This window comes from Brevundimonas sp. (assembly GCF_016463485.1).
GTDB lineage: Bacteria > Pseudomonadota > Alphaproteobacteria > Caulobacterales > Caulobacteraceae > Brevundimonas.
This window is the reverse complement of the sequence record NZ_JAEMRD010000107.1, coordinates 1-11,519: the sequence shown is the minus strand read 5'-3', so window position 1 is coordinate 11,519 and position 11,519 is coordinate 1. Positions and strand designations below refer to the sequence as shown.

The 11,519-nt window shown below is 68.3% G+C and carries 13 protein-coding genes; 9 read left to right on the top strand and 4 right to left on the bottom strand.

The window, feature by feature from the left end; genetic code table 11:
• Nucleotides 1-11: 11 nt before the first annotated feature.
• From JHC99_RS13735 to gmk, 5 genes are all read left to right on the top strand, one after another.
• The gene (locus tag JHC99_RS13735; RefSeq protein ID WP_271143934.1) at nucleotides 12-251 is read left to right on the top strand and encodes an acyl carrier protein; all 240 of its coding nucleotides are present in this window, start codon (nucleotides 12-14) and stop codon (nucleotides 249-251) included.
• A 119-nt stretch (nucleotides 252-370) separates the two neighbouring features.
• The gene (gene fabF / locus JHC99_RS13730) at nucleotides 371-1,651 is read left to right on the top strand and encodes a beta-ketoacyl-ACP synthase II (protein ID WP_292154954.1); all 1,281 of its coding nucleotides are present in this window, start codon (nucleotides 371-373) and stop codon (nucleotides 1,649-1,651) included.
• Nucleotides 1,652-2,893 carry an endolytic transglycosylase MltG gene (gene mltG / locus JHC99_RS13725; RefSeq protein WP_292154953.1) on the top strand — a complete coding sequence of 414 codons (1,242 nt, stop codon included), beginning with the start codon at nucleotides 1,652-1,654 and terminating at the stop codon, nucleotides 2,891-2,893.
• Nucleotides 2,890-3,777 (top strand): YicC/YloC family endoribonuclease, encoded by an 888-nt coding sequence (locus JHC99_RS13720; RefSeq protein ID WP_292154952.1) that lies wholly within the window; start codon nucleotides 2,890-2,892, stop codon nucleotides 3,775-3,777. The genes mltG and JHC99_RS13720 overlap by 4 nt, the downstream gene beginning before the upstream one ends.
• Nucleotides 3,767-4,408, top strand: a complete 642-nt coding sequence (gmk, locus tag JHC99_RS13715) for a guanylate kinase (protein ID WP_292154951.1) — start codon at nucleotides 3,767-3,769, stop codon at nucleotides 4,406-4,408. Before JHC99_RS13720 ends, gmk begins: the two co-directional genes overlap by 11 nt.
• 40 nt (nucleotides 4,409-4,448) lie before the next feature.
• Here the strand turns inward: gmk and JHC99_RS13710 are convergent, their stop codons facing one another.
• Complete coding sequence (locus JHC99_RS13710; RefSeq protein ID WP_292154949.1) at nucleotides 4,449-5,351, bottom strand: flagellar motor protein MotB; 903 nt, start codon at nucleotides 5,349-5,351, stop codon at nucleotides 4,449-4,451.
• Between the two features lie 102 nt (nucleotides 5,352-5,453).
• Here JHC99_RS13710 and JHC99_RS13705 point away from each other — a divergent pair, with 102 nt between their 5' ends.
• The 3 genes from JHC99_RS13705 to JHC99_RS13695 are packed head-to-tail and all read left to right on the top strand — an operon-like array spanning nucleotide 5,454 to nucleotide 7,449.
• A complete protein-coding gene (locus JHC99_RS13705) occupies nucleotides 5,454-6,017 on the top strand; it encodes a DUF922 domain-containing protein (RefSeq protein ID WP_292154948.1) in 564 nt (187 codons plus the stop codon).
• A 59-nt stretch (nucleotides 6,018-6,076) separates the two neighbouring features.
• Entirely contained in the window at nucleotides 6,077-6,583 is a 507-nt protein-coding gene (locus JHC99_RS13700) for a flavin reductase family protein (protein ID WP_292154947.1), read from the top strand.
• Nucleotides 6,584-6,594: 11 nt separating this feature from the next.
• Entirely contained in the window at nucleotides 6,595-7,449 is an 855-nt protein-coding gene (locus tag JHC99_RS13695) for an NAD(P)-dependent oxidoreductase (protein ID WP_292154946.1), read from the top strand.
• Here JHC99_RS13695 and JHC99_RS13690 read toward each other — a convergent pair.
• Nucleotides 7,427-8,065: a peptidylprolyl isomerase gene (locus tag JHC99_RS13690; protein WP_292154945.1), complete on the bottom strand. Its 639-nt coding sequence runs from the start codon at nucleotides 8,063-8,065 to the stop codon at nucleotides 7,427-7,429. The two genes, JHC99_RS13695 and JHC99_RS13690, sit on opposite strands and share 23 nt — an antisense overlap.
• A 100-nt stretch (nucleotides 8,066-8,165) precedes the next feature.
• Here JHC99_RS13690 and JHC99_RS13685 point away from each other — a divergent pair, with 100 nt between their 5' ends.
• Nucleotides 8,166-9,242, top strand: coding sequence for an alpha/beta fold hydrolase (locus JHC99_RS13685; protein ID WP_292154944.1), 1,077 nt, complete (start codon nucleotides 8,166-8,168; stop codon nucleotides 9,240-9,242).
• Nucleotides 9,243-9,246: 4 nt separating this feature from the next.
• On the opposite strand, the gene JHC99_RS13680 is transcribed toward JHC99_RS13685, so the two are convergent.
• Both JHC99_RS13680 and hemB read right to left on the bottom strand, forming a co-directional pair.
• Nucleotides 9,247-10,455, bottom strand: coding sequence for a hypothetical protein (locus JHC99_RS13680; protein ID WP_292154943.1), 1,209 nt, complete (start codon nucleotides 10,453-10,455; stop codon nucleotides 9,247-9,249).
• A gap of 60 nt (nucleotides 10,456-10,515) precedes the next feature.
• A complete protein-coding gene (hemB, locus tag JHC99_RS13675; RefSeq protein WP_292154955.1) occupies nucleotides 10,516-11,493 on the bottom strand; it encodes a porphobilinogen synthase in 978 nt (325 codons plus the stop codon).
• Nucleotides 11,494-11,519: the final 26 nt, after the last annotated feature.

Genomic DNA, 11,519 nt, shown 5'->3' with positions numbered 1-11,519 from the left:
CAGAGACCCCCATGTCCGACACCCTGGAACGCGTCCGCAAGATCGTCATCGACCATCTGGACGCCGATCCCGACAAGGTCACCGAAAAGGCCAGCTTCATCGACGACCTGGGCGCCGATTCGCTCGACAACGTCGAACTGGTCATGGCCTTTGAAGAAGAATTCGACATCGAGATTCCCGATGACGCCGCCGAACACATCCAGACGGTCGGCGACGCCGTGAAGTTCATCTCGGAAAAGACCGCCGCCTGATTTCAGGCGTCCGATCTGAAAAGATCACGGGCTTTTGAAGTGGCCGCCCGGCGCTCCTAGCGGAGTCGCCCGGCGGCCACTATCGTTTCAGCCTCACGATTCTGGAGTGGAGCGCCCTCATGCGCCGTGTCGTCGTCACCGGTCTTGGTCTGGTCACCCCTCTGGGCACGGGTGTCGAACACACGTGGAAGGGTATCGTCGAAGGACGGTCGGGCATCGGCCCGATCACGAACTTCGACACCGAAGGCTATGCCTGCACCATCGCGGGCGAGATCCCCAGCGTGGATGGACGCGGCGGGGGTGGCCCCGGCGTGCCCGGCAGCTTCGATCCTGACGCCATCATGTCGGCCAAGGACAGGAAGCGCGTCGACGACTTCATCCTGTACGGCATCGCCGCCGCCGACGAGGCCCTGGCCGACGCCGGCTGGAAGCCGGAGAGCGACGAGGACAAGGAACGCACCGGGGTCATGATGGGCTCCGGCATCGGCGGCCTGGGTCCCATCGCCGAGACCTCGCTGATCCTGCGGGACCAGGGCCCGCGCCGCGTCAGCCCCTTCTTCATTCCGTCGTCCCTGATCAACCTGGCCAGCGGCCAGATCTCGATCCGCCACGGCCTCAAGGGCCCGAACCACGCCGTGGTCACGGCCTGCGCCTCCGGCGTCCACGCCATCGGCGACGCGGCCCGGATGATCATGCTCGACGACGCCGACGTCATGGTCGCGGGCGGAGCGGAGGGCTCGATCGTGCCTCTGGGCATCGCCGGCTTCCTAGCCTGCAAGGCTCTTTGCACCGCCTATAACGACACCCCGGAAAAGGCCTCGCGTCCCTATGACCGCGACCACTCGGGCTTCGTGATGGGGGAGGGCGCGGGGGTCGTCATCCTCGAGGAATACGAACACGCTGTGGCGCGCGGGGCCAAGATCTACGCCGAGGTCATCGGTTACGGCATGAGCGGCGACGCCTATCACATCACCGCCCCCTCCGAGGACGGCGACGGGGCCTATCGCGCCATGAAGGCGGCGGTGAAGCGGGCCGGGATCGAGGTCACCGACATCGACTACGTCAACGCCCACGGCACCTCGACCATGGCCGACTGGATCGAACTGCGCGCCGTCGAAAGGCTGGTCGGCGACCATGCCAAAGACATGGCCATGTCCTCGACCAAGTCCATGACCGGTCACCTGCTGGGCGCTGCCGGGGCCATCGAGGCGGTGTTCAGCATCCTGGCCATCCGCGACCAGATCGCCCCCCCGACCATCAACCTCGACGATCCCGAGTTCGAGACCGCCATCGACCTGGTCCCGCACAAGGGCAAGCCGATGGAGATCGACGTCGCCATGTCGAACTCGTTCGGCTTCGGCGGCACCAACGCCTCGATCATCTTCCGCAAGGTGAGCTAGGTGTTCGGCCGCCGGGACGGGATCAAGGGGCCGGCACCCCAGCGGCCCCGGTCTCCGGGGCACAGGGGCAAGCGGTCCGGCGTTGTGGCGGCCCTGCTGGCGGCCTCGGCGACCTTCAGCCTGTTCCTGATCGCCCTGCTGGCCTGGGGCTGGAGCGTCTACTATGCGCCGGGCCCCTCGGCGCGTCAGGGTGACAGCACCATCGTCACCCTGCCCAGCGGCTCGGGCGTCTCGGCCATCGCGGCGCGTCTCAAGAGCGCGGGCGTGATCCGCTCGACGGACATGTTCAAGGCCGCCGCCACCCTGACCGGGGCCGACCGTCGCCTGCGCGCAGGCGAATACCGCGTTCCGAACAAGGCCTCCCTGCGCGCCGTTCTTGCCTTGCTGACCAACGGCCGGGTGGTGCGCCATTTTGTGACCATCCCCGAGGGCTGGTCCTCGGCCCAGGCCGTGGACATCCTGAACAAGGAATCCGTCCTGACCGGCGCCGTCGAAACCGTTCCCGCCGAGGGCAGTCTGTGGCCCGAGACCTATGAGGTCGCGCGCGGCGAGACCCGTGCCTCCGTGGTGCTGCGCATGCAGCGCGCCATGACCGAAAACCTGGCCCGGCTGTGGTCTGCGCGCTCACCGATGACCGTCGTGACCTCGCCCGAAGAGGCCGTGATCCTGGCCTCCATCGTCGAGAAGGAGACGGGACTGGCCGCCGAGCGTCCGCGTGTAGCCGCCGTGTTCTCGAACCGGATCCGCATCGGCATGCGGCTGGAGAGCGACCCGACCATCGTCTACGGCATCACGAAAGGCCGCCCGCTGGGGCGCGGCATCCGCCAGTCGGAGCTTCAGGCCGACACCGGCTACAACACCTATCTGATCGACGGATTGCCCCCGACGCCGATCGCCAATCCGGGTGTCGATGCGATCCGGGCCGTGCTCAATCCGCCGCGCTCCACCGACCTGTTCTTCGTCGCCGACGGGTCGGGCGGTCACGCCTTCGCCTCGAATTATGAACAGCACCAGTTGAACGTGCTGCGCTGGCGCGAGATCGAACGTCGCAAGGCGGGTCTGCCGCCCGGCGCGACACCGCCTGCGGCCCCCGGCGCTCTGGCCCCCGGCACCGCGCCGGAAACCCCCGTACCGGCCCCGGCCCCGATCACGGGTCAGGCCGTCATCACCATGCAGGCCCCGGGCGCCGTCACCCCGGCGCGCGCCCTTCGCCCGGCCCAGCCCGCCACAGCCCCACGATGAGCGCGATCTCCGGCATGACCGGCTTCGGCCGGGCCGACGGCGCGCTGGACGGCTGGACCTGGTCTGTCGAGGCCCGTTCGGTCAACGGCCGCAACCTCGAGGTTCGGTTTCGCGGCCCGAACGGCTTCGACAATCTCGAACGCCTCGCCAAGGCGGCGGCGCAGGCCCGCCTCAGCCGGGGTCAGGTCACCCTGGGCGTTCAGGCCAGGCGCAGCGATGCCGGCGCGGCCGCCGTTCGGGTCAACGAAGCCGTCCTGGCCCGCTATCTCGAGATCGCCAACGCCCTGGCCGAACAGGGCACCACGCCACCTTCGGCAGACGGCCTGCTGGCCCTGCGCGGCGTGCTGGACGTGCCCGACGATGACGTCGAAGACCTGGAGGCCCGCGCTCCCGTCGAGGCCGCCATGGCCGCGACCATCGAACAGGCGCTGGACGCCCTGAAAATGTGCCGCGAACGCGAGGGCGAACAGCTGACCCCCGTGATCACCGCCTTCATCGACCGCATCGAGACCCTGACCCGGGCCGCCGAGGGCGAGGCCTCGGCCCAGACTTTGCACGTCCGTGATCGATTCGCCCGCCGCATGACCGAGCTGGCACCCGACGCACCGGGTCTCGAAGACCGCATCTTCCTCGAAGCCGCCGCCCTGGCCACCAGGGCGGACGTGCGTGAGGAGTTGGATCGGCTGTCCGCCCATGTCGCCTCGGCCCGCCAACTGTTGCTGGAACCCCCCGCCGGCCGCAAACTCGACTTCCTGATGCAGGAGTTCATGCGCGAAGCGAACACCCTGTGCTCGAAATCGGCTACGACGCCGCTCACCGCCGTCGGGCTCGAGCTCAAGGCGACCATCGAGCAACTTCGCGAACAGGTTCAGAATGTCGAATGATCGTACGCCCCGCCGGGGCGTCCTGCTGATCGTGGCCAGCCCCTCGGGCGCGGGCAAGACCAGCCTGTGCCGCCGCCTGATGGCCGATCATGGTGGGCTGGAACTGTCGATCTCGATGACCACGCGCGGCATTCGCCCGGGCGAGGTCGCCGATCGCGACTATCATTTCGTGACGCCCGAAGAGTTTCAGGCCCTGATCGACGCCGACGCCTTCCTGGAATGGGCCGACGTCCACGGGGCCCGCTACGGCTCCCCGCGCGCCCCCATCGACAAGGCCCTGTCCGAAGGTCGCGACGTTCTGTTCGACATCGACTGGCAGGGGGCCCGACAGGTCGCCGAGAAATGCCCGGAGGACGCCGTCCGCGTCTTCATCCTGCCCCCCAGCCTGGCCGAACTGCGTCGCCGCCTCGTGACCCGCTCGCAGGACGCCGAGGACGTCATCGAACGCCGCATCGCCAACGCCAAGGGCGAGATCGAGCACTGCGACCAGTTCGACTACGTCTTCGTCAACGACGACTTCGACCGCAGTTACGCCGAACTGGCTCACATCTATCACGCCGAACGCAGTGCGCGTTTCCGAAACACCTGGGTCGAGGACTACCGGGACGGGCTGCTGGCGGAGGACGTTTGAACCCCGGCTCCTTCTCCCATCGGGAGAGGGGCGCACCACCCTACAGCGACGTATCCATCGGCAGCACCGGCGCTTCCCTCAGTAGCACGATCGCGATCCGCCGGTTGCCGGCCAGGGACGGATCGTCGGGGTACAGCGGATCGGACCCCGCCTTGCCTGCCACCGAATAGACCCGGTCGCCGTCGACCCCCGCCGTCTGCAGGATCTGGCGCGACGCATTGGCCCGCTCGGCCGACAGCGGCCAGTCGGTCGCCACCGAGGCCCGACCCGACCCCGCCACGGCCGAGGTGTGGCCGGTGATCGAAATCCGGTTGGGCAGGCGGTTGATGACGCTGGAGATCGCGCGCAGCAGCACCTGTGCGCGGGCGTTGGGTCGGGCCGAGTTCTGTTCGAACATCGAGCGGCCTTCCTGATCGACCAGCTGGATACGCAGGCCCTCGGGCGTCTGGTCGATGATCATCTGTTTCGACAGTTCGGCCAGTTCCGGCATCCGCTGCATGGCCTGACGCAGGGATTCGGCCGCGCTCTGGAACTCGGCGGCCTCGCGGCGCGCGATCTCGGCGCGCAGGGCCTCGTCGCTGGCCGAGGCGACGTTCTGGCTCTGGCCGGCGTCCGGGGGGACGTCCTGCGGGGCCTCGGGCGCCATCTGTTGCAGCACCGACATCGAGCCCGAGCTCTTGGCACCGTCGTCACCCAGGGATGTGCCGCCCAGGATTCCGCCGGACCCCGAGGTCGTCTGGGACACGCTGGCAGGCGCGAAATATTCGGCGATACCGCGCTTCTGCTCCGGGTCGGTCGTGTTGATCAGCCACATCAGCAGGAAGAAGGCCATCATCGCGGTCACGAAGTCGGCATAGGCGACCTTCCAGGCACCGCCGTGGTGGCCGCCGCCGACCACCTTCTTGACCTTCTTGATGATGATCGGGCGATCGCTCGCGGACATTCGTCGGTAGCTCTCTGTTAAGGCTGTTTCGTCATCGCAGCCTGACGTTAAGAAGGCGTTTGCGATGTTTCGCATCGACGCAAAACGGTTCGGAGCTCGCTGATGCTCGCCACGCTCGCCTTCCTCCTGGCGTTTCAGGCCGTGTCCCAGATCGAGGTTCCGACCCGGCCGCCGACGCCGCTGGAACAGGTGCCGAACGTGGCGGTGATCCCCTATGAGATCCGGGGCGACCTGGCCCTCGGCTTGCGCCGGTCGATGGACGAACTTGGTCCAATGACCTCGAATGGGATCCGCGTCCCGGTGCGGACCCAGTGGCGGAATCAGGTCCGCTGGTCCAACGACGCGAACGGCTGCCTGCCGCAGACATCTCAAATGACCTGGCAGATCGAAACGACGGTGCCCGCCATCGCTGCCGACGCCGAGGCCGGGCCTCGGATGCGCGCCCGCTTCGACCGCTATCGCCAACAACTGGACGCCTTTGAATATGGACGCGCGGTGCGCATCAACGCCGGCATGGAGGCGACTCTGGCGGCGATGCGCGCGGCCGCGGACTGTGACGGCCTGATCGAGGCGCGCCGGGCGGGCGAGGCGGCGATCGTTCAGGCCAACCGCGACTACGACCTTGCCACCGCCCGGGCGCGCCGCAACATGCGGCCGCTGCAATGACGGCGAATTCCTGCAACCGACGGCTCGCACACGGCCGCGATCCGGGCTAGGTCGGGCGGGTGAGCCTGGAACCCCCGCCCGAACACCCCGCCGCCGATGTGGCCGCCTATCGCCGGGCGCTCGGAGCCTTCGCGACCGGAGTTTGCATCGTCACGGCCGACAGCCCGGCGGGGCCGCTGGGGATCACCATCAACTCCTTCACCTCGGTGTCCCTGACGCCGCGTCTGGTGCTGTGGTGCCTGGATGAGCGCTCGGACCGCTGGCCCGTCTTCGCCGCCGCCGAGACCTTCGCCATCCATATGCTGCCGTCCTCCGACAAGGCCCTCGCCGGTCGCTTTGCCAAGGGGGTCTCGGTGCTGGACCCGCACGAGTTCGTCCGCCCCGACGACGGCCCGCCCTGTCTGCCCGAAGCCCTGGCGCGTCTGGAGTGCGTGACCCACGACCGCATCCAGATGGGCGACCACCTGATCATCGTCGGCCGGGTCACCCGGTTCGAGGACTGGGGCGGCGAGGCCCTGACCTATTTCCGGGGCCGCTACGGCGTGGCGACCGAACCGCAGGCCTGAGGGACACGGACATGAAGATCGCATTCGCCGGCCTGGGCGTCATGGGCGCACCGATGGCTCGTCACCTGGTCGCGGCCGGGCATGACGTCACCGGCTTCAACCGCACGCCCGCCAAGGCTCAGGCCTGGGCCGAGGCCAACGGCGCTGGCTGGGTCCCGACCGTGGCTGAGGCCGCTGCGGGCACCGATCTGTTCATCCTCTGCGTCGGCAATGACGACGACGTCCGCGCCGTGGTGACCGAGGCCCTGCCGCATCTGGCCCCCGGTGCCGTCATCGTCGACCACACCACCACCTCGGCCACGGTCGCCCGCGACATGGCCACGCTCGCCGCCGACAGCGGCCGGTCCTTCATCGATGCCCCGGTCTCGGGCGGTCAGGCGGGTGCCGAGAACGGCCAGCTCAGCGTCATGGCCGGCGGTGACGCAGCCGCCCTGGCCCGCGTCGAGCCCGCCGTCATGGCCTATTCCAAGGCGATCAAGCACATGGGCCCCGCAGGGTCGGGCCAGCTGACCAAGATGGTCAACCAGATCGCCATCGCCGGCGTCGTCCAGGGCCTGGCAGAGGCCATCCATTTCGCCCGGAGCGCGGGCCTCGACACCGACGCCGTCTATGACGCGGTCTCCAAGGGCGCGGCCCAGTCCTGGCAGATGGACAATCGCTGGAAGACCGCCGCCGCCGGCCAGTTCGACTTCGGCTTCGCCGTCGACTGGATGCGCAAGGACCTGGGTCTGGTGCTGGACGAAGCCCGGGCCAACGGCGCGCGTCTGGACATGACCGCACTCGTCGATAGCTACTATGCCGAGGTTCAGGCCCTGGGCGGTGCCCGCTGGGACACCTCCAGCCTCAAGGCGCGACTGGTTCCGTAGCGACCTGTCGCGTCGCCGACACGATCACCACACGCGGCTCAAGAAACTGGCCGCGCATGAAGCCTTCGCCCTCGGTCGGCGAGGTCGGTGCGACCAGCACGGCGCGCGCCACCTCCATCCCCTCGACCACCCGGCCGAACACCGCATAGCCCAACGGATCGACCGAGAACGGCCGCCCGGCGTCATAGGACGGCGTCGCTCCGATCGAGATGAAGAAGTCGCCCGTCGCCGTGCCCGGATCGTGGCGCGCCATCGACACGGCTCCATCGACATGGACCAGACCCGTCTGCGTCGTCGGCTCGTGCGCAATGGGTGGCAGGGTGCGCACCGGGTCATAGTTGGTGCCGCCCTGGACCAGCCCCATCCCCGGTGCCGACTTCATCGCGCGATAGAAGGTCGCCCCGTCGAACCGGTGCTCGTCGACATAGCGCAGGAAGTTCGCCCCGGTGATCGGCGCCTTGACGTCGTTTACCTCGATCACGATCCGCCCGGCCGAGGTCTCCAGCACGACGCGGGGCAGGGGCGGCGCCGAGGCCTCCTGCGCCACGGCGAGGATCGGCCAGGCCAGCGCCGTGATCAGCGCGATGATGAGGGAGACGAGCGGGCGTCTGGGCATGGGCTGTTCTCGGGCTTCCATCGGCCGGCGTCCGGTTGATCCGGTCCGGCCGACGTGCAGGATAGCCGCGTCGGCGACCGCCCGCGAGTAAAGGACGACCATGCGTATCGTGTTGATGGGGATATTGCTCGCGCTGTGGACCGCCCCGGCCTCTGCCAAGACCACCCCGACCTGGGCGCCCGCCGAGAGCGACTATGTCGGCGGCCCCTTGAACACCACCTCGGGCGCCGTCCTGCCCGAACTGAAGATGCACTACCGCACCCTGGGCGCACCGGTTCGCAATGCCGAGGGCCGGGTGACCAACGCCGTCCTGCTGCTGCACGGCACCGGCGGCACGGGTGCCCAGTTCCTGTCGCCCCAGTTCGCGACCGAGCTGTTCGGCCCCGGCCAGCCACTGGATACGACCCGCTATTTCATCATCATGCCCGACAACCTTGGTCACGGCCGGTCGAGCAAACCCAGCGACGGCCTGCGGGCCCGCTTTCCGGAATACGGCTATGCCGACATGGTCGAGGCCCAGCGGCGGATGCTGGTCGAGGGGCTGAAGGTCGATCACCTGCGGCTGATCCTGGGGACCTCGATGGGCTGTATGCACGCCTTCGTCTGGGGCGAGACCCATCCCGACTTCGCCGACGCCCTGATGCCCCTGGCCTGCCAGCCGACCGCCATCGTCGGCCGCAACCGGCTGTGGCGCACCATGCTCAGGGACGCCATCCGCGCCGACCCGGCCTGGGCGGGCGGGGACTATGTCGAACAGCCGGTCCAGGGCCTGCGTTCGGCCGTCGATCTGCTCGTTCTGGCCGGCGGCGCGGTCATGCCCATGCAACAGGATCTGGCGACGAAGGACGCCGTCGACGCCTTCGCCCGCACCCAGATGGAGCGCCGCTTGCCCGCGCTCGACGCCAACGACCTCTGGTATCAGGTCAATGCCTCGTGGGATTACGATCCGTCCGCGAACCTGGAGCGGATCACGGCACCCGTCACCTGGATCAACTCGGCCGACGACTTCATCAATCCGCCGGAGCTGGGCCTGTCGGAACGGTTCGCACCCCGCATCGCCGATGGCCGCTACCGCCTGATCCCCAACAGCGTCGGCGGCAAGGGCCACGGAACCCACACCTGGGCCACCTTCTGGAAGGCCGATCTGGTCGAGCTTCTGGCCAGATCAGAACCCTGAGGGATCAGCCCGCCGCGGCCAGGGCGGGACTGTGGAGCGACAGCAGGGGCAGGGCCGTGATGGGCCACGATCGCCCCCCGACCGGTTCGCTCTGGATCCGGCAGATGCCCGGACCCGACAGGAAGGCGATCCGTAGTTCGATCGCCAGCTCGCGCTCGGTCCGGAAGCGGATATTGGTCACCCCGGCCGCGATCTTGCGGCGTCGATAGTCCTGGCCGTGGCTTGCAAAACGCCTGAGCGCGGCCAACCGCACGTCGGGCTTCGCCTCGGGCAGCATCAGGGTGACGCTGGTGACCGCCCGTTCGGCCAGTTGCTGGATCTGGAAATCCGGATCGCGGGTACACAGGTCGACCGCCCCGAATATGGCTTCCAGTGCGCCTGTCACGGTGCTCAGCGCCTGATAGGTCGGTGACCGCGGCACGTCATAGACCGTCGCGGTCAGCCGGTTCCGCATCTCCCGGGGCAGGATGCCGGCCAGCTCCAGCCACGCCGCCCGCGCGCTGGGGCGGACCAGGGCGGAGAAGGAGACCGGCACGAACAGCTGGGCCGTGACCTGAAAATCCACCAGATATCTCAGGGCCGTCATGACGCAGGCCGCATCGAATGCCTCGGCGTCCTCTGGCCGGTGTTCGTCCCCGTCGACCATGCTGTAGTAGGTTGCCGCGCCCACGGGCGTGCAACTCAGCACATCGCCGATGAAGGCCTCGCCTACCGGAAAATAGACACCCTGGGCACCGTCCACCGTGGGGCCGAACCGCAAGGCCTCGGCGACCGGTGCGCTGACCGGCGCTTCCGGCACATCGACCAGCGAGCCGTCGGCGGCGATGCGGCGCAGCCGCCCCCCGGCCGGAAGCCCGCTCGGATCCTGCATGGCCGCCAGCACGTCGTCGGCCGAGTATCCCGCAAAGGCGTCGATCGCGTCGGCGTCGCCTTCGAACAGCATCAGCTTCACCGCATCCTCGACCCCCGTCCCGAACAGCCGCTCCTGCAGCTCCTGCGACAGATGGGCCAGCTCGACGGTGTCCAGCGCCTCGGCCCGGGGATCGGTCAGCTTGTAGGCATAGAAGTTCAGCTGTTCCGCCAGCCGGGGAAAGGTCCAGCGGACCTCAAGAAAGATGTTGGCGTATTTGGCCACCAGCGGACCCAGGGCCTCGGCCGGCACATCCGTCCGGTTTCCGTCCAGCAAGACCCTCAGGCACGCAATCGCCGCCATGTTCCACCTCACGCCACACCGTCTTCTGGCGCGTGGAGGTGAAGATTCGGGAAAGGCGGATCAGCGGGCGAGCAACCTCGCCGCCTTGGGTGCGAAATAGCTGAGCACCCCGGCGCAGCCTGCGCGCTTGAACCCGTGCAGGGTCTCCAGGATCGCCCGGTCCTCGTCCAGCCAGCCGTTGGCGATGGCCGCCTGCATCATCGAATACTCGCCCGACACCTGATAGGCGAAGGTCGGCACCTTGAAGGTGTCCGCCACGATCCGCACGATATCGAGGTATGGCATCCCCGGCTTGACCATGACGGCGTCGGCCCCCTCGGCGATGTCCATGGCCACCTCGCGAAGCGCCTCGTCGGCGTTGGCATAATCCATCTGATAGGTCTTCTTGTCGCCGCTCAGCATCTTCGCCGACCCCACCGCATCCCGGTACGGGCCATAGAAGGCCGAGGCGAACTTGGCCGCATAGGACAGGATCATCGTGTCGTGAAACCCGTTGGCCTCCAGCGCTTCGCGGATCGCCTGCACCCGGCCGTCCATCATGTCGGAGGGGGCCACGATGTCGGCCCCCGCATGGGCCTGGATGAAGGCCTGTTCGGCCAGCCGTTCCAGGGATGCATCGTTCAGGATACGCCCGTCCTCGACCACCCCGTCGTGGCCGTGGTCGGTATAGCAGTCCAGCGCCACGTCACACATGACGCCCACTTCGGGCGCTGCGTCCTTGATCGCCTTGATGCAGTCGGGGATCAGGCCGTCCGGGTCGGTCGCGCCGGTCCCGATCGCATCCTTGGTCGAGGCCTCCACATTGGGAAACAGGGCTACGGCAGGAATGCCCAGCGACCGCGCCTCGACGGCGGCCTCGGCGGCGGCCTTGGGCGACAGGCGGAACACCCCCGGCATCGACGGCACGGCCACGCGATCCTCGGCCCCGTCATGCACGATCAGCGGCCAGATCAGATCGGCGGGGGTCAGCGTCGTCTCGGCCACCAGCCGGCGCACCCAGGGGCTGGCGCGCAGCCGGCTGGTGGCCGAGATCTTCATCAATACCGGCTCCAACCAGCACGCCT